15 protein-coding genes are annotated in these 19,320 nt (G+C 37.7%); 5 read left to right on the top strand and 10 right to left on the bottom strand.

Translation table 11 applies throughout. The features are described from left to right. Entirely contained in the window at window positions 1–3,069 is a 3,069-nt protein-coding gene (gene dnaE / locus LUD75_RS10510) for a DNA polymerase III subunit alpha (protein ID WP_232705622.1), read from the bottom strand. Between the two features lie 21 nt (window positions 3,070–3,090). Further along, entirely contained in the window at window positions 3,091–4,239 is a 1,149-nt protein-coding gene (gene dinB, locus LUD75_RS10505) for a DNA polymerase IV (protein WP_232705621.1), read from the bottom strand. 61 nt (window positions 4,240–4,300) lie between these two features. On the opposite strand from dinB, the gene LUD75_RS10500 reads away from it, so the two are divergent. The 3 genes from LUD75_RS10500 to LUD75_RS10490 all read left to right on the top strand — a co-directional run bounded on the left by LUD75_RS10500 (window position 4,301) and on the right by LUD75_RS10490 (window position 7,682). Further along, entirely contained in the window at window positions 4,301–5,077 is a 777-nt protein-coding gene (locus LUD75_RS10500) for a helix-turn-helix domain-containing protein (RefSeq protein ID WP_034965205.1), read from the top strand. Window positions 5,078–5,086: 9 nt separating this feature from the next. After that, window positions 5,087–5,710 carry an alpha-ketoglutarate-dependent dioxygenase AlkB gene (locus tag LUD75_RS10495; RefSeq protein ID WP_232705620.1) on the top strand — a complete coding sequence of 208 codons (624 nt, stop codon included), beginning with the start codon at window positions 5,087–5,089 and terminating at the stop codon, window positions 5,708–5,710. Window positions 5,711–5,840: 130 nt separating this feature from the next. Further along, a complete protein-coding gene (locus LUD75_RS10490; protein WP_232705619.1) occupies window positions 5,841–7,682 on the top strand; it encodes a T9SS type A sorting domain-containing protein in 1,842 nt (613 codons plus the stop codon). A 116-nt stretch (window positions 7,683–7,798) separates the two neighbouring features. Here LUD75_RS10490 and LUD75_RS10485 read toward each other — a convergent pair whose 3' ends face one another. The 8 genes from LUD75_RS10485 to LUD75_RS10450 all read right to left on the bottom strand — a co-directional run bounded on the left by LUD75_RS10485 (window position 7,799) and on the right by LUD75_RS10450 (window position 16,551). Continuing rightward, window positions 7,799–9,076 (bottom strand): M20/M25/M40 family metallo-hydrolase, encoded by a 1,278-nt coding sequence (locus LUD75_RS10485; RefSeq protein ID WP_232705618.1) that lies wholly within the window; start codon window positions 9,074–9,076, stop codon window positions 7,799–7,801. Window positions 9,077–9,167: 91 nt separating this feature from the next. Continuing rightward, window positions 9,168–10,352 carry a M28 family peptidase gene (locus LUD75_RS10480; RefSeq protein WP_232705617.1) on the bottom strand — a complete coding sequence of 395 codons (1,185 nt, stop codon included), beginning with the start codon at window positions 10,350–10,352 and terminating at the stop codon, window positions 9,168–9,170. A gap of 78 nt (window positions 10,353–10,430) precedes the next feature. After that, the gene (gene rplT, locus LUD75_RS10475; RefSeq protein ID WP_232705616.1) at window positions 10,431–10,775 is read right to left on the bottom strand and encodes a 50S ribosomal protein L20; all 345 of its coding nucleotides are present in this window, start codon (window positions 10,773–10,775) and stop codon (window positions 10,431–10,433) included. 118 nt (window positions 10,776–10,893) lie between these two features. Next, window positions 10,894–11,091, bottom strand: coding sequence for a 50S ribosomal protein L35 (gene rpmI, locus LUD75_RS10470; RefSeq protein ID WP_028122444.1), 198 nt, complete (start codon window positions 11,089–11,091; stop codon window positions 10,894–10,896). A 197-nt stretch (window positions 11,092–11,288) separates the two neighbouring features. Beyond that, a complete protein-coding gene (gene infC, locus LUD75_RS10465) occupies window positions 11,289–11,819 on the bottom strand; it encodes a translation initiation factor IF-3 (protein ID WP_051259629.1) in 531 nt (176 codons plus the stop codon). A 69-nt stretch (window positions 11,820–11,888) separates the two neighbouring features. Further along, on the bottom strand, window positions 11,889–13,832 hold the full coding sequence (gene thrS, locus LUD75_RS10460; RefSeq protein WP_232705615.1) for a threonine--tRNA ligase: 1,944 nt from the start codon (window positions 13,830–13,832) through the stop codon (window positions 11,889–11,891). Between the two features lie 165 nt (window positions 13,833–13,997). Next, window positions 13,998–14,999: a DUF2268 domain-containing putative Zn-dependent protease gene (locus tag LUD75_RS10455; RefSeq protein WP_232705614.1), complete on the bottom strand. Its 1,002-nt coding sequence runs from the start codon at window positions 14,997–14,999 to the stop codon at window positions 13,998–14,000. A gap of 16 nt (window positions 15,000–15,015) precedes the next feature. After that, on the bottom strand, window positions 15,016–16,551 hold the full coding sequence (locus LUD75_RS10450; protein WP_232705613.1) for a hypothetical protein: 1,536 nt from the start codon (window positions 16,549–16,551) through the stop codon (window positions 15,016–15,018). A gap of 149 nt (window positions 16,552–16,700) precedes the next feature. Here LUD75_RS10450 and LUD75_RS10445 point away from each other — a divergent pair, with 149 nt between their 5' ends. Then, a complete protein-coding gene (locus LUD75_RS10445; RefSeq protein ID WP_232705612.1) occupies window positions 16,701–17,864 on the top strand; it encodes a 2-isopropylmalate synthase in 1,164 nt (387 codons plus the stop codon). A 3-nt stretch (window positions 17,865–17,867) separates the two neighbouring features. Continuing rightward, window positions 17,868–19,253: a 3-isopropylmalate dehydratase large subunit gene (leuC, locus tag LUD75_RS10440; RefSeq protein ID WP_232705611.1), complete on the top strand. Its 1,386-nt coding sequence runs from the start codon at window positions 17,868–17,870 to the stop codon at window positions 19,251–19,253. The last annotated feature ends 67 nt before the right edge of the window (window positions 19,254–19,320 follow it).

Here is a 19,320-nt window from a genome sequence, read left to right as displayed (position 1 = left end):
TTAATTAAACTTCTGCCTCGGCAAATTAATCTCGTGTGCCTGTGGATAAGGTTTTCGGGACGTCATACTGACATCTTCTCTGATTTGCTTGTGGACATCGTACTGCTTTTCTTTGTCATAAGCATAACGCGGGTCAGGAATCATCGGCATCTTCGCCATCTTATAAATTGTAATGGTCGGGAAGTGATAATCCACTTCCACCGTTCCCAACAAAAGATAACAACCACCACCCTGAAATTGATATTTTTCCAGACTGTCCGGAAAATGGGCGGTATCAAAATAATCACCATTGATGTCAACCCAAGTTCCGAAAAACATCGCACCCTTTTTCGTTGGAACGTGTTTTCTGGAAATCAGATATGCCAGCATTTTCACTTGACTTTTATGAAACTTCAGTAAGTCTTTTACAAAAACATTACCTCTGAATTTGGTTTGTAACAAGTCAAATGGACTGCAAGAAACAGGAAATCCGATAATTTCAACTTCATCAAAAGCATCTTCAAACTGTTCTCGTTTCATTTCAGGAAGTTTAAAGTCATTGGCCGGTTCATCGAAAAGAGCGATATTTCTGTTCTCAATTTTATAATTGATTAATAGTAATCTTGCTTCCACTAAAAGTTCGTTTTTAGGCTTTCCCGTAAATCTGAAAGCACCGATGAAAATCAAGATTTGAATGGTTTCAATCCCAATGGGAATGCGTTTGATGAAGTTTTCCAGAGATTTGTAATCGCCGTTTTTCTCCCGTTCTTCGGAAATGATTTGAGCCACTTTTGTCTCAAGCGATTGCAAAACCATAAAGCCCAAATAGATTTCTTTTCCTTTCAAAATCGTTTGATATTCGCTGTTGTTCACACAAGGATTTTGGACATCAGCGCCAGACATTCTCGCTTCGTGGATGTAAACTTCCGTCCGATAGAAACCACCTTGATTATTGATGACCGAAACCATAAATTCCAACGGATAATAAACCTTCAAATACAAACTCTGGTAACTTTCCACCGCATAAGAAGCCGAGTGTGCCTTACAAAAAGAATAGCCTGCAAAAGATTGAATTTGCCGGAAAGCTTCCGTCGTCATTTGCTCGGAATGTCCTTCTCTTTTACAGGATTCAAAAAAGTTGACTTTAACTTCATTTAATTTCTGAATTGAACGTTCCTTTCCACTCATCGCTCGTCTCAAAATGTCACCATCCGCGTGAGAAAGTCCCCCAAAATATTGGGCAATTTTAATCACATCCTCCTGATAGACCATAATGCCGTAAGTTTCTTTAAGGTTTTCCTCAAACACCGGATGAAAATATTCGAACTGATTCGGATGATTGTGCCGGAAAATATATTCCCGCATCATTCCACTTTGCGCAACTCCAGGACGAATGATGGAGGAAGCGGCCACCAAAGTTCTGTAATTGTCACATTTCAAACGTCTCAGCAGTCCACGCATTGCCGGACTTTCGATATAAAAACAACCGATTGTTTTGCCAATGGCTAAATATTCATTGCAAACAGATTCGTCCTTAGAAATAGAAGTGTCCCGAATGTCAATCTCAATGCCTCTGTTCTTTTTGATTAATTCTACGGTCTCATTGATGGTTCCAAGTCCTCGCTGAGAAAGGATATCAAACTTTTCCAGACCAATGTCTTCCGCAACATTCATATCAAACTGAGCGATTGGAAATCCTTTTGGAGGCATTTCCAAAGCCGTGTAAGTTGTGATGGGTTCTTCAGAAATCAAAATTCCGCAAGCGTGCATACTCCGCTGATTCGGAAATTTTTCCATTAATTGTCCATATTCTTGAACCAACTTTACAATCGAGTTTTGGTCGTGGTTTTCCATCGATTTGCCAGCCAAATTGTCAAGCTCCTCTTTGGGCAACCCAAACGCTTTCCCCACTTCCCGAAAAATCGATTTATATTTGAATTCTACATTGGTTCCGCAGAAAGCAACGCGGTCTTTTCCGTAGGTGTCAAAAATATATTGGATAATCGCATCTCTGTTTTGCCAGCTCCAATCAATATCAAAATCGGGTGGCGAAGTTCGGTTCAGATTTAGAAATCTTTCAAAATACAGGTCGAGTTCTATCGGACAGATGTCGGTAATGCCAAGGCAATAACTGACGATGGAATTGGCGCCACTTCCTCGCCCTACGTGCATAAAACCCATTCGATTGCTGTACTGAATGATGTCCCAAGTAATCAGAAAATACGCCGAAAATTTAAGTTCACCAATCACTTTGAGTTCTTTTTCAACTCTTTGCCTTGCAACTTCATCATTTGCGCCATATCGTTTTTCCAATCCCGAATAGGCAAGCTCGCTCAACAATTTCATATCCTCCTCCAGAGATTCTTTAAAATATTTTTTATTCTTATTTTCAGTGCTTCGCGGTTCTTTATATATAAATTCAAAACTACATTCAGCGAGAATTTTTTTGGTGTTGTTAATGATTTTAGGATAATGTTCGAATGATTTTATTAAATCAATTTCAGGTTTGAAGTGTTCCGATTTTCTGCAAATGTCATCTTCAGAAAGTTTTGAAATCAAAGTGTTTCCGTCAATCGCTCTCAGGATTCTATGAAGATTATATTCCTTTTTTGTGCTGAAAGTGACAGGCTGAAGAACAACCATTTTGTTGATTTTATCTTTAAATTCTGGCCGAATCAAAAGATTCAATTCTTCTTCACGGATTCCGATGAATTCATTCTCTTTTAGAGTTTCAGGAATATTTTGAATTGGATAAATGACAAATACTTGATTGTAATTCGGTGCCGTTTCAGAAAGTTCAACGCCGTTGCAATTATGTTCCGTCAGAATTTTATTCACTTCTCCAATTCCGCTGAATTCCTTCGCAATAGCAATATATAAGAGTTTGTTTTCTTTTCTCACTTCAATACCAGCAATCGGTTTGATTCCAGCATTTTCACATTCTTTTTTGAAATCATAAATCGCGGTCACGGTATTAATATCGGTCAAAACCAATGTTTTGATTCCAAGTTCGAAAGCTTGCTCTACCAGATTTTGAACCGATAAAGTGCCGTAACGAAGGCTGTGATAAGAATGACAGTTGAGATACATTTTAATTAAAATTTTAAAAAATTATTTGCCGAAATCATAACCGGAAGCTCGTCCAAGCGCGTCTTTTCCGAATCGGTTTTTTAGATAATCCATCGTTTGATAAAGGCTCATTTGTTCCTCGGTATCTTCAAAAAGATTCATCTGATGATTGCCGTGAACCAAATCTGTGAAGCGCAAACCAACGAGTCTGATTCGCATTCTCCTCGTATAAACTTTGTTGAAAAGTTCCAGCGCCACTCTGGATAATGTGTGGTCGGCAGACGTGTAAGCGATTTTGTGTTGCTTGGTTTCTGTATCGAAATTGGAATATCGGATTTTGATAACGACCGTGGAAGTCAGCCATTTTTCTTGTCTCAATTGGTAGGCTAATTTTTCCGCCATTCCGGAAATCAGCCTTTTTATTTCCAAAACATCAATGGAATCCGTCACAAAAGTCCGTTCTGAGGAAATCGATTTCTTTTCGGAATAGGGAACGACAGGATTTTCATCAATGCCATTCGCTTTTTTCCAAAGTTCTTTTCCATTCGCGCCAATCATTTGTTGAAGGACCAAAACGGGCATTTCGGAAAGCGTGTGAATCGTTCGTACACCAATTCTCGAAAGAAGTTGAAATGTTTTATCGCCAACCATCGGAATTTTTTTAACAGATAAAGGATTTAAAAAAGGCTGAATTTCTGTTTCTCTGATTTGAAATTTTCCTTCAGGTTTTGATTCTCCGGTTCCGATTTTTGAAACGGTTTTGTTATTAGATAAAGCAAAACTTATCGGAAGTCCAGTTTCATTTTTTACAGCTGATGCGATTTCTTTAGTCCATTGATAACAGCCAAAAAATTTGTCCATTCCGGTCAGGTCGAGATAAAATTCATCGATGCTCGCTTTTTCCATCAATGGCACTTTATCCTGAATCACTTCCGTGACCAAATGAGACATTTTAGAAAAATTCTCATAATCGCCTTTGACTACTTTTGCATCTGGGCAAAGTCTGAGTGCCATTCTAATCGGCATCGCAGAACGCACCCCAAATTTTCGCGCTTCATACGAGCAAGAAGCCACCACGCCACGGTCGCCACCACCGATTATCAGAGGAATTCCGTTGAGTTCTGAGTGGTTCAGTCTTTCGCAGGACACAAAAAAAGTATCCAAATCCATATGTACAATTGCTCGATTCACGTGACAAAATTAGTTACATTTTAAAACAAAATGATTATATTTGTTGTTACAAATTATAACAATGTCTATTTTTTCAGATAACATCAGGTTTTTAAGAGCAAAGAAAATGACGACTCAACAAGAGTTGGCAGATACTTTAATTATCACAAGATCGAGGTACGTTTCTTACGAAGATGGCCGTTCCGAACCGCCGTATGACGTGCTCATCACGATGTCAAAGTTCTTTCACATCAGCATCGATTTGCTTTTGACGGTGGACATTCGGAAATATCCTTTGGAGGAGATGATGAATCTGCCAGACAACAGAATCGTACTGCCAATCATCGTAGATAATTTGGGAAACAACAGCATCGAAATCATTCCTCAAAAGGCGTCGATGGGATATTTGTCAGGTTACAGCGACCCGGAATATATTGAAAGTCTTCAGAGGATTTCATTGCCATTTTTGACGAATGGAAAATATAGGGCTTTCCCTGCGCAAGGCGATTCTATGCCTCCTTTCAAAGATGGTTCGTTTATCATCGGGAAATATGTGGAAGATATTGAGGATTTGAAAATCAATAAAAGTTACATTTTCGTGACTTTGAACGACGGGATTTCCTATAAACGATTCAAAGGTCAGAAGAAAAAAGCCATCGAGGTTTCGGCGGACAATTCTTTTTACAAGCCTTATGAGATTCCGTTGAGCGAGATTGTGGAAATCTGGCAATATGCGTCGGGGATTTTTCCTGAGGATTTTGAGCCCGATAATTTTGATAATTATAATTTGAAAGATATGTTTTTGGAAATCCGAAAAGATATCAAAGCGTTGGACAACAAGGTTTCGAATTCCAAATAAATTTTAAAAATGTACAGTACAGATATGCAACTCAGTTTGTTTGATGCAGGCGAATATTACCAATTTCCGACTGAGTTATTGGATTATACCGAACATTTTTTGTCTGAGGAAAGAGCAACGGAAATTGAAAAGATACTCATAGAAACGGTTCCGTGGAAACAGCGAACGCAAAAAATGTTTGACAGAGAAATTTTGACACCACGCCTGACTGCTTGGTACGGCGACGATGAAAAATCTTATCATCTGGGAGGCAATGAATTCAGTGTGAATGCGTGGACGCCGGAACTTTTGGGATTAAAATATAAAATCCAGAAACTGACGGGTCATCAATTCAATTCTGTTTTGCTCAATTTTTACAGAGACGGTAACGATTCTGTGGCTTGGCATCGCGATAAGGAAAGCGAATTGGGAAATCGCCCTGTGATTGCTTCGGTAAGTTTCGGGCAAGTGAGGAATTTTGATTTTCGAAAGAAGGACAATCATCAGAACAAATATACTTTGCCCCTTCAGCACGGCTCGTTGCTCATTATGAAAGGCGATTTGCAGACCAATTGGGAGCATAGGATTGCTAAATCTGCAAGATTAATGAAACCTCGCATCAATCTTACTTTTCGTAATATTCGGGAATTGTGAATCTTAGAAAATTAATGTATAATCTAAATTAATTTTTATTAATAGTTAATAAATTGGGTGTTTTTATAATTTTAAGGTTGATAATTCCGTAAAAAATTATTAATTTGCAAGACAATTTAAAAAAATACTTATGAATTTAAAAATCAACTTTTTGGTTGCGAGTTTTGCATTGACATTTTCTACAATGTATGGACAAACCAACGCTCTTGAGTCCAAAGCACAGGATTGGATCTCTAAAAATTCAAACAAAATTGGGACAACTTCTCAGGATCATTTTGAATTTAAATCCTCCAGAAAAAGTTTGTCCGGCGAAACACTGAGATTTCAGCAGGAAATTAATGGCGTTCCGGTTTATGAAGGCGATATTGCGGTGCATTTTAATAAACAGGGCGAAGTAACATTTGGTACAGAAGTTCCTGTTTCCAAAAAATTAAAACAAGTCAATACAACACCTACATACAGCAAAACCGATGCTTTTGATAAAGCTAAAGTGGCGGCTAAGATTGCAGGCGAAATTACCTATCAGGAAAATAATCTTTATGTTTTTGTGACAGAGGATAACCAGACCAAACTGGTTCACAGAGTCATCATTAATGCTTATGATACACCGGGAGACTGGGAAATTATGGTAGATGCTCATTCCGGAGAAGTCCTCAGAGTATTGGATATTGCCAATTATCATAAAGACAAACCAAAGAAAAAAAACAAAGAAAAACCAACTGTTGAGATGAAAGCGGCCGGAACTGCTTACATCTTTAATCCCGATCCGTTGTCTGTAGCTCACGTAGCCTATGGCGGAGATTATGTGGATAATAATGATGCTACCAATGCCAGTTTGGATGCTGCAAGAAGTTTGGTGGCATTACCAGATATCACGCTTACAAATGGAACCTACAGCTTGAAAAGCAAATATGTACAGGTTGCAGATTTTGAATCGCCTGCAACAGGTTTGTTTTCACAAGCTTCCCCAAATTTCCTTTTCAACAGAAATGAGCAAGGCTTTGAAGCAGTCAATGCATTTTATCATTTGGATAGGAGTATGGCTTACATCAATGAAACTTTAGGAATTGACTGTAAATCAACTTTGAATGGCGGTGTTCTGCTTTTCGATCCACACGGATTAGCGGGAGACGACAATTCTCACTTCATTCCCAGTTCTCAGCGATTAGCTTTTGGAGAAGGTTGTGTGGATGATGCGGAAGATGCAGATGTAGTGCTGCACGAATTTGGACACGCTGTCCACTATTGGATTACGGGGAACAAATCTTCTTCTGCGCAGGGCTTGGGAGAAGGATCCGGAGATTATTGGGCGATGTCTTACAGCAGAAGCCTCAACCAATGGGCAAGTAATGAACCGCAATACAACTGGATGTTCAGCTGGGATGGGCACAATGAATGCTGGGCAGGACGTGTTACCAATTATGCTACGAAATATACCTCAAGCATCAGTAATACAGCAAATATCCATAGAGACGGACAGATCTGGGCTACTTCACTAATGAGGATTTATAACAGAATTGGAAAAGAGAAAACGGACCGAATCTTCCTGGAAGGACTAAGTATGACCAATTCCTCTTCCAATCAGCAGACGGCTGCTGTTGCGGTAAGACAATCTGCTATTGATATGGTGGGAACTTACGGATTTACCTGTGCAGATGTTGCGGTAATTACCGAAGAACTGACAACTTCTGGTTACACACTTCCAACCTATCAATGTGCTGATTTGGCGGTAGCGGACATTAATAAAAATCAGGTTTCCGTCTATCCAAATCCTGCAACTGAGAATTTAACAGTTTCTATGGATTTCAGAAAAACAGAAACAGCAGAGATTTATACTTTGGAAGGACGTAAAGTTTCTGAATCTAATATTAATGCGAACAACAACGTGATCAATGTTTCCAAACTTGGTAAAGGTGTTTATCTTTTAAGAATAAAAGGAACTGATGTTGTTCAGAAATTTATCAAAAATTAATTTTTTTTAATTCAATTTTCGAAGCTTAAAAAAGCAAAATAAAAACAGCAGCTTACATAATTGTAGCTGCTGTTTTTTATTAAAGATAAATCTAAAAGAAAATCGATTGAATTTTTTTAGAATTTTACATTCATTATTTTTTCTTCGCCGTTGCGCTTTACAGTTACCGGATGTTCTTCGCCGGCTTTTATTTTGGAAAGACAATCCATGTAAGAATAGACTTCTCTGACTTCGCATTTTCCGATTTTTGTAAGGATGTCACCTTGCTGGATTCCTGCATTGGCAGCCGGTCTGCCATCCATTACGCCATCTATTCCCATTCCATCTTTGCTGTCGGCGTAGTTGGGCATTATTCCAAGCGTTACTTTATATTTCGGAACTTCTTTTGTTGCTGCTGCTTTAGTTTTCACAAACGGAATTTCTCTTTCGTTTCCTAAGGCATTAGCAAGGTTGAAAACATAATTCGTAATCACTTTCTCTCCCGGATAGTTAATCTTGTCTGCATCATCAGTCGGCTTGTGATAATCCGTGTGGGTTCCGGTAAACAGGAAAAGCACCGGAATATCTTTCAGGTAAAAAGAAGTGTGATCGCTTGGTCCGATACCCGATTCGTCCAAAGCCAGATTAATACCTTCAGGCTTGTATTTTTTCACCAATTCAGGCAAGATAGGAGAGGTGCCAACGCCGCCAACATTCAGATTGTTGTCTTTGCTAAGTCTTCCCACCATATCCATATTAATCATAAAAATGGTATTCGGATATTGGGTTTTGACAGTTTCTGCCATTTTTTTAGAACCCATCAACCCGTCTTCTTCGCCGGAGAACAAAGCAAAAATATAATTGACTTTCTCTTTGATTTTATTTTGAGAAAACATTCTTGCCAGCTCCAGAACAGCAGCAGATCCAGAAGCGTTGTCATCGGCGCCATTGTGGATTTGTCCTTCGGAATTTGCTGATGTGGAATTGTGATGTTCATTAAGACCCAAATGGTCGTAGTGCGCACCAATAACGATTGTTCGTTCTGCTTCGTTGTTTAAAACTGCGATGACATTTTTGCCTTTGACTGGTGTTGAAGTCTTGTCATCGTGAGGATTTAACTTGATATTATATTCAAAATTCTGAATGAAATTCTCTCCTTCATAAGGCTTCAATCCTAATTTTTTGAATTCTGATGAAAGATAGTCAGCAGCTTTTGCTTCGCCTTCTGAGCCTGTCAATCGACCTTGCAATTCGTCAGATGCTAAATAAGTGATGTGTTTTTTCAAGTTATTTTCATTCGCCTGTTCCGAGCCAACAATATTTTGAACTGTTTTTTCCTGCGAAAAGTATAGGGCTGAAATGCCAAGCAATGAAAATATTGATAGTTTTTTGAAGTAAGTTTTTGATAAAAACATTAGTCTAATTTTTATTAAGAACAAATCTAAGCATAAAAAAATAAGCCTTAAATAATAAGGCTTATGATTTTTGTTATAATAAGATTTCAATTTATTCGATAATAATTTTCTTAGAGATTTTCTCATTCTCCATCTGTACCGTTCCCATATAAATACCTGGTTTCAAATGCGAAATGTCAATCTGGTTTGAATTGGTTTTATTAATCAAAATCTGACTGCCGCTCATATCTGTGATTTCAAATGTAAAAGCTTTTGATGGATCAGCTATTTTCAGATTCAAAATGTTCTTTGCCGGATTCGGGTAGAATTCCACAGATTCCAAAATTTTTGAAGTCGAAATATCTTCTACAGCCAAAGTGGTGGTAGAAGCAACTGCGAAATGCTGGATGGCTCCGACCGCAGCTTTGCCAACATTGTAAACATAAACAGGATCCATATTCACATAAAGATCATTTGCCGTATGAACAAAAGGGTTATTGTAGCCGCCTTCATATTCCCAAAATCCGGTGATAATTTCCCCGTTTTGCTGGAAGGGAACGTAATCTGTACTTTCTGCGGGATCAAAATCTACCCCAAGCGGAGAATACAAAGTGGTGCAGTTTGCCAGTTCCTGAACTACCAACGCAGCCGCAGCATTATTGCTGTTAGGTGCACTTTGATCTTTGTCACAATAGATTTTAGTATTGGATTTGGTTGCCAATCCGCCTACCTGATCCAGATTTACAACCACTTTGATATCCATTTTTGGGCTTGTCCCATTGACGATTTGAGAAACATATCTTGAGCTTCCCAAAAGTCCTTGCTCTTCTCCGGAAAAATGAATGAACTTGATTGAGTAATCCGTTGGAACATCTTTCAAAATTCTGGCTAATTCCAATATGATTGATGTTCCGCTGCCGTTGTCATTGGTTCCGGGACCATTGATAGAATCAAAATGTCCGCAGACAATCACAAATTTATTAGGATAAAGTGTTCCGGTTTTTGTTACGATCAAGTTTTTGGAAGAAACACCATTTGCTGTCCAGGAATGTTCCTGAAAATTTGCAGTGGCATAGCCAAAAGAAGTGTATTTGTTTTTGATCCAGTTAAAAGCATTCGTGTTCTGTGTTGTCCCCGTTCTTTTGATACCCAAAGCTTCAAACTCCTGAAGATAAGTTTTGACGTTGGCCTGAGAAACCTTATTAGCTCTGTCCTGATATGCCTGAATGAAAGTCTGAGCTTTTGTAAAATGAGAAATAGCAAGAAGAAAGAAAACCTGAATAGATCTTTTGAACATTATTGAATTATTTTTAGCAAAAATAAAAAAAATCCTGAGAATTTCTCAGGATTTTATATTGATAACAAAGATTTGTAATTATTTTACTAAGTCTACAACAGCTTTGAAAGCTTCTGGATGATTCATTGCAAGATCTGCAAGAACTTTTCTGTTTAGCTCGATGTTGTTTTTCTTAAGACCTCCGATTAACTGAGAATAAGTAAGTCCGTGCTCTCTAGCTCCTGCATTGATACGCATTACCCAAAGGCTTCTGAAACTTCTTTTCTTCTCTTTTCTACCACGGTAAGCATAAGACATTGCTTTTTCTACCGCATTTTTTGCTACAGTCCAAACGTTCTTTCTTCTACCGAAAAAACCTTTAGCCTTTTTTAAAACTTTTTTTCTACGCGCTCTGGACGCTACAGAATTTACTGATCTTGGCATAATTTAAATTGTTTTTTTGAAAAGGGCGGAACTAATTGAATAGAACTCTTAGGGGCACCGTTTCAGGGTTAATTGTTGAATTGTTTAATTCCTATAAACCGAATTAGATTTATAAAAACTATCTTAACGCTAATTGACGTAGTACGCTTTTCTTGTCCACTTCTGCAACGTAAGAAGTTTGCGTCAGATTTCTCTTTTGCTTAGTTTCTTTTTTAGTCAAGATGTGGCTTTTGAAAGCACCTTTTCTTTTGATCTTTCCGGTTCCGGTAAGAGCAAAACGCTTTTTAGCACCTGATTTCGTTTTTAATTTTGGCATTGTTTTGCTTTTTATGTTTTGTTATCAATATCTGTTTTTATTATTAATGAATATCTCCACGAATAATAGTTTGCAAAATTACAAAAAAATTCTGAAACTGTAGTTGTAAAATCCGCGTTTGATTTTATTAATTCAAAATACAAAAAACCTCAAAAGCAAATTTGAGGTTTTAATATATCAATTGAATGGTATCAATATTACTTAGCAGGCTTCTTAGGGCTCATCATCATAATCATTCTTTTCCCTTCAAGCTTAGGAAGCTGATCCACTTTCCCAACGTGCTCCAGATCCTGTGCAAGTTTTAAAAGAAGAATTTCCCCTTGGTCTTTGAAGATAATCGAACGCCCTTTGAAGAAAACATAAGTTTTCAGTTTTGAACCTTCTTCCAAAAACTTTTCAGCGTGCTTTTTCTTGAAGTCATAATCGTGGTCATCGGTCTGAGGACCAAATCTGATTTCTTTTACAACTACTTTTACTTGCTTTGCTTTTAGCTCTTTGGTCTTTTTCTTTTGCTCGTACAAGAATTTTTTATAATCTAGAATACGAGAAATGTAAGGCTCAGCTTTATCAGAAATCACAACAAGATCCAATTCTTGTTCTCTTGCAATTTCTAAAGCTTTTGATAAAGGGTAAACTCCCGGCTCTACGTTGTCACCAACAAGACGTACCTCGTTTGCACGAATTTTACCGTTAATTTGATGGAGGTCTTCTTGGACTGGACGTCTCATCGGGCCTCTGCTGTTGTTTCTTTTTAGTGCTATGGTTTTAAATTTTAAAATTAATAATTTGTTGTCAGCTTATTGGTTTGCTCCCAATTCAAATGCCGGTTTTGCCTGCTCTTTGAAATAAGAGATGAAGTCTTCTACTTTCATTTCTCCCAAATCGCCTTCGCCTCTTCTTCTTACAGAAATTGTGCCGTTGTTTTCTTCGTTCTCACCTACAATAAGCATAAATGGTAACTTTTTCAATTCGGCATCACGGATTTTCTTACCTGTTTTTTCGTTTCTGTCGTCTATCAATCCGCAAATATCGTGAATTTCCAATGATTCTGAAACTTTTTTTGCATAATCTGAATATTTTTCACTGATTGGCAAAATAGTAAACTGTTCCGGACTCAACCAAAGTGGGAAATCGCCCGCTGTATTTTCAATCAATATCGCAATGAAACGTTCCATAGAACCAAACGGCGCTCTGTGAATCATCACTGGTCTGTGCTTCTCGTTGTCGCTTCCGTTGTACCAAAGGTCAAATCTTTCCGGTAAATTGTAATCTACCTGAATTGTTCCCAACTGCCAGCTTCTTCCCAACGCATCTTTTACCATAAAGTCGAGCTTCGGACCATAGAAAGCGGCTTCGCCATATTCAGTTACGGTTTTAAGACCTTTTGCTTTTGCAGCAGTTACAATGGCGTTTTCTGCTTTTTCCCAATTCTCATCGGAACCGATGTATTTTTCTCTGTTTTCTTTGTCTCTTAATGATATCTGCGCTGTAAAATCAGCAAATCCAAGCGAACCGAAAACATAAAGTACAAGGTCAATCACTTTTTCGAATTCCTGTAACAATTGGTCTGGCGTACAGAAAAGGTGCGCATCATCCTGAGTAAATCCACGAACTCTCGTCAAGCCGTGTAATTCTCCAGACTGCTCATATCTGTAAACTGTCCCGAATTCTGCATAACGCTTCGGCAAATCTTTGTAAGACCATTGTTGCGCTTTGTAAATCTCGCAGTGGTGCGGACAGTTCATTGGTTTTAATAAAAATTCTTCCCCTTCATTTGGTGTTTTGATAGGCTGGAAACTGTCCTCGCCATATTTCTCCCAGTGTCCGGAAGTGATATATAATTCTTTAGCTCCAATATGCGGAGAAATTACGAATTCATAACCTTGTTTTTTCTGAGCTTTGGAAAGGAATTCTTCTAATTTTTTTCTAAGCGCAGCGCCTTTTGGCAACCAAAGTGGAAGTCCTGCACCTACTTTTTCGGAGAATGCAAAAATCCCCAATTCTTTACCCAGTTTTCTGTGGTCTCTTCTTTTTGCTTCTTCAAGTCTTTCAAGATATTCTGTCAGCTCTTTTTGTTTTGGGAAAGAAACGCCGTAAACTCTGGTCAGCTGTGGATTTTTCTCATCACCTCTCCAATATGCTCCGGCTGCGTTCAATATTTTTACAGCTTTTACGATTCCTGTTGATGGGATGTGACCACCTCTACAAAGGTCTGTAAAGTTGTCGTGCGTTACGAAAGTGATTTCACCATCAGGCAGATTTTCAATCAATTCTGTTTTGAAAGGATTGTCTGCATATTCCTTCAATGCATCAGCTTTGGAAACTTCGCGAAGGTTGAAAGTCGAATTTTTCTTAGCATTTTCTAAGATTTTCTTTTCCAGTTTTTCGAAGTCTTTTTCAGACAAAGGCTCTCCGCCGAAATCTACATCATAGTAGAATCCATTAGCTATTGCAGGCCCGATTGTCAACTTGGCTTCTGGATAAAATTCCATAATAGCCTGAGCCAGCAAGTGGGCAGAAGAATGCCAGAATGCTTTTTTACCCATATCGTCATTCCACGTCAGTAGTTGCACTGTAGAATCCTCCGTTATCGTGGTGTCTACTTCTGTCTGTTTTCCGTTTACGACGGCAGAAATGGTGTTTCTTGCCAAACCGTCACTGATACTTTGTGCAACTTGTAGTGGAGTAACTGCTCCTTCATATTCTCTGATGCTGCCATCAGGAAGAGTAATTTTTAGCATTATGACTGAAATTTTTAGGATGCAAAAATAGTGATTTTTTAAAGAACAATTATGGGTTAACGAAAAATTATATCGTGAAGATTTTTATTATTAAGGAGTTAACTAATAATTTTGTGAAAAATTGAAAAATTGCTTTCTTTCCATCTTTTAAAGCTTTGGAAATACTTATAATTTATCAATATATTGTTCGTAGTCACTTTTTTCCAAAACCTCTTTAGCGGTTAATTTGTAAATGTCTTTCCAAGAATTTTTCCCGTATTTTTCTACGTATTTTGATACAATTCTAAATCCTAACCAGTAATTTAAAGTTTTAGGAGCTTCAGGAAAAAGTTTATGTCTGTCATTTCGCAATAAAGGATTATTACCTGATAAATCTGAAAAATAAGATTTTGTCTTTTTGAAAATTTCTTTTTCATTTTTTATAAACCAATCCCAATCTTGTTTTGACATATTTTCAACAGCTTCATATTCAGTAATGTTCTTGTCAAAAAAAATATAAGTGAAATAACAAGCAAATCCTTCATCAATTGTTTGGCTTAGCGCAGAATTTTTATCAACGTCATTGTTTCTGAACTTCTCATAAACCAAATGATTTAATTCGTGGGGCAAACCCTTTTGTAATGTATAACTGATGTTTATCGATTTATTGTTTAATTCTAACGCAAATTGTTGCGAATCACATCCACCAAAACCAATTCCGGATATTGGCGTAAAAAGAAGACTGATTTTTGCGTTTGGTTGATAGGGAACCAGGCGACTGAATCTTTCAAGATTCGATTTGATTAATTTGTCAATATTTATCTCAGTAATAGTCTTTGTTTTATCAATAAAATCAATTTTATCTTTGTCGAAAAGTGTTCTGTTCCATTTTACCATTCCTTGTTCATTATTGAAACGGGTTGCATTTTCATCTCCAAAAATCTGAGCATAGCAACTATCCCATAGTTTTCGATGTGGCAAATAGACATTTTTTACAACTATTGTGGAATCAAACGCATCGTTCTTATGTGCTAAAATTTGAGATTTGAATAAATTATGGATGGTAATGTTCTGGATTTTTATGCTGTCGGAAATTTTTGCAATCTTTTCAAAGTCGAAATCATTGTTTTTCCTCACTGAGCAAGAAGATAAAATCAGTATTACTAGAAGCAGAGTTATGTTTTTCATTTAATTTTAATCGTAATTATTTTAGCTTAACTTTCTCTTTTATAATCTCGATGACGTCCACATTTCTGACTTTCGATTTTACCCAGCCGTGGATGTCGATATAGACGAGCGTTCTTTTGTCGTATCGATTTTTTTCTGATTCCTGAAGATGTTTTTCGAATTCCCTGAAAGTCAAAAGTTGCGCATTCGAATTTTGGTCATTGATTTTCTTAAAGAAATCTACAATTCTGAAATGTAAATCGCCTGGATTTTTCATCTTTTTCACAAACTTGATTGTGCTCTTCACGAAGTCATCATAATCGTCATCAAAACCAGCTTCAAACTTCGCCATCAAAATTAAAATCCTTGTGTGGAAAAGCAAATCTTCCTGAATATTTCCTTTTGAATTAATGATTTTCAAACCGTATTTGATTGTATTTTGATATTGTTTACTGCCAAAATACATCGATGCGATTTTCAAAAAAAGAATGAGAAAATGATGTTCATCTATCTTGTCCCGATGTTTTTCCATCTTCAGTTCCAGTTCAGGAATCATCTTTGTGCCACCGAAAAAATCTCCTTTGATAAAATATAGATTCATTTTGGTGTTATAATAATTAAGGAAAATCAACGACTGCGAATTCTCATTATGAATGAAAGTGTCCGATTTTACAACACGACTGAATTTTTCAAAACTTTCTTCAATCCTTTTAATATTGCCATACAGAAACAAAATTTTGAACAGATAAGTATTTCCTTTGATGTACCAAACCGGATGATTTTTTATCATTTCCGGATTGTCGTGGAACAATTCTACCCATTGATAGGCGTATTTCAAAGTGTATTTGTAATCCTGCAAAAGCTGATTTTTCCAAACGTGCGCTTTGAAATACCAAAGTTTCTCTGTGAAATTAAGTTTGTTAAGGTCAATTTTTTTGACTTTTTTATCGAATAAATCCAAGATTTTCTCACGGTCTTCGTCATTTTTGATGTAGCCGTGCGTCAACATTTCGCTGTATAATTTCAAGGATAAATTGGAAAGTTGAGTGGCGTAACTGTTTTGTTTATTAATTTCGGCGGATTGCAGAATCAATTCATCCGCTCGTCCATCGATACTTCTTGTAATGAATTGAGATTCAATGACTTTTTCAAGTTCGATGATTTCGGAGGCGATACTTTTTTCATCTAAGTCCAATGCGGATTGTTTGGCTTTGTCAAGGATTTTCAAAGCTTGTTTGTAAAGACCTTTTTGATAAAGAATGGTCGCAAAATCAAGCTGTTCGCGTAATTGGATTCTGCTGTTTTGAAGACTCGGATTCAGTCTCAGGCTTACCAGAATTTGTTTATACAGATGCGCTTTCAGATTTGAAAGTTGCTGTTTCGATGATATTTTTTTATCAATAATAACTTCCTCATTATACTCTTTCATTTTGTCCAATTCAGAAAAAAGTAACAGAAATTTTGCATCGACATTAATTCCAAGTCGGTTCACATACAACTTAAACTGACGCTTTTCCGAGGTCGAAAGTGACTTGATGAGCACAAATAAAAAATCTTTCTGTAATTCTGACATTGTAAATTTAAAATATATAAATAATTGATAATTAATCTGTTGTTAATTATTTTAAAGGAATTGAATATTGTATTTTTTGGAAAGTCTCAATCAGATATCATAAATCAAATTCTACTTTTGAATATCAAAATTAGGTAAAAAACTTTATTATGAATCCGGAAAAAATTGAAATTTTTGATACGACGTTGAGAGATGGTGAGCAGGTTCCCGGATGTAAACTCAATACAGAACAAAAAATAATAATCGCCGAGAAACTCGATTTTCTTGGCGTTGATATTATCGAAGCTGGCTTCCCCATTTCCAGTCCCGGCGATTTCCAATCCGTTCAGGAGATTTCGAAAATCGTAAAATATGCGAAAGTTTGCGGATTGACGAGAGCCAACAAAAAAGATATAGAAGTCGCGGCGGAAGCTTTGAAATATGCAAAAAGACCAAGAATCCACACCGGAATAGGAACTTCGGATTCTCACATCAGATTCAAATTCAATTCTACACGAGAGCAAGTTTTGGAACGAGCGATTGAAGCGGTGAAATATGCAAAGAATTTTGTAGATGATGTGGAGTTTTATGCAGAAGATGCAGGAAGAACTGATAATGATTTCCTGGCAAAAGTTTGTGAGGAAGTCATCAAAGCCGGCGCAACTGTGCTTAATATTCCTGATACGACGGGTTATTGCCTGCCGGAAGAATACGGCCGAAAAATCAAATACCTGAGAGAAAATGTAAAAGATATTGACAAAGCAATCTTGTCTTGCCACTGTCACAACGACCTTGGAATGGCAACCGCAAATTCAATCTCAGGAATCATCAACGGCGCCAGACAAATCGAATGTACGATTAACGGACTTGGCGAACGTGCGGGAAATACGGCTTTGGAAGAAGTCGTGATGATTATAAAACAACATTCTGACCTTAATTTCTTCACCGATATCAATTCCAAAATGCTGAACGAAATGAGTTATCTGGTTTCTGAAATGATGGGAATGCCGGTTCAGCCAAACAAAGCAATCGTTGGTGCAAACGCATTTGCGCACAGTTCCGGAATTCATCAGGATGGCGTTATCAAAAACAGAGAAACCTACGAAATCATCGACCCGCGAGAAGTCGGCATCAATGAATCTTCAATCGTTTTGACCGCAAGAAGCGGGCGTTCTGCTTTGGCTTATCGTTTCAAAAATATCGGTTTTGATGTGACAAAAGTGGAGTTGGACTTTTTGTATCAGGAATTCTTGAAAATCGCCGACACCAAAAAAGAAGTTAATAATGATGATTTAAGCTTTATGATGAAATCATTTAATCAAAAAATTGGATAGAAAATGAACCAAAGCAAAACACTATTTGACAAAGTTTGGGATGCACACGTTGTAGAAACCGTTCCGGATGGACCTCAGGTGATTTATATCGACAAACATTTGATTCACGAAGTGACGAGTCCACAGGCTTTTGCGGAATTGGAAGCAAGAGGTTTGGAAGTTTTTCGGCCGAATCAGATTGTGGCGACTGCAGACCACAACGTTCCGACTTTGGGACAGGAATTGCCAATCAGGGACGAATTATCGAGAACGCAGGTTCAGCAACTGACAGAGAATTGCGAAAAAAATAACATCGAGTTGTACGGACTTGGTCATCAATATCAGGGAATCGTTCACATCATCGCACCGGAGTTGGGAATTACACAACCGGGAATGAGCATTGTTTGTGGCGACAGTCATACTTCAACACACGGCGCTTTTGGAGCAATTGCTTTTGGAATCGGGACAAGTCAGGTGGCGCAGGTTTTTGCAAGTCAATGTTTGTTGATGAACAAACCAAAATCGATGCGGGTTTCCGTGAATGGAAAACTGAATAAAGATGTTCAGCCGAAGGACGTGATTCTTTATATTATTTCAAAAGTCGGCACAGATTCCGGAACTGGATATTTCTGCGAATATGCAGGAAATGTCTTCGAAGAAATGTCGATGGAAGGCAGAATGACCGTTTGCAATATGAGCATCGAAATGGGAGCACGAGGCGGAATGATTGCGCCAGACGAAACTACTTTCGACTATGTAAAAGACAAAACCTTCGCACCAAAAGGAGAAGAATGGACAGAAAAAGTCGAGTATTGGAAAACTTTAAAATCCGATTCTGAAGCGGTTTTTGATAAGGAATTTGAATTCTCAGCAGAAGATATCCAACCAATGATAACTTACGGAACCAATCCAGGAATGGGAATTTCCATAGATTCTAAAATTCCGACTGCTCAAAATGAATCCGAAGAAAAAGCTCTTAAATATATGGGACTTGATGCGGGACAATCAACGTCAGACATCAAAGTAAATTATGTGTTCATCGGAAGTTGTACCAATGCAAGGATTGAGGATTTCCGTTCTGCTGCAACTTATGTCAAAGGAAAGCAAAAAGCTGAAAACATTGTGGCTTGGCTGGTTCCAGGTTCACAAAAAGTAGCGAAACAGATTTATGATGAAGGTTTGGATAAAGTCTTTAATGATGCAGGTTTCCAAATCCGTCAGCCTGGATGCTCCGCTTGTCTGGCAATGAATGACGATAAAATCCCAGAAGGTGAATATTGTGTTTCCACTTCCAACAGAAACTTCGAAGGCCGACAAGGTCAAGGCGCAAGAACACTTTTGGCAAGTCCGCTAACTGCCGCAAAAGTGGCGGTGGAGGGTAGAATTCCGGCTTTTGAAAATCTGAATTAATTAAACACTTGAATTTAGAGCCTGTTTAAATTTCATTGAAATTGTTTCCCCAGCCCTAAAGGGAGCA

It is taken from the genome of Epilithonimonas sp. JDS, from assembly GCF_021261315.1.
GTDB lineage: Bacteria > Bacteroidota > Bacteroidia > Flavobacteriales > Weeksellaceae > Epilithonimonas.
The sequence above is the reverse complement of the archived record's forward strand: the minus strand, read 5'-3'. Positions and strand labels throughout refer to the sequence as shown.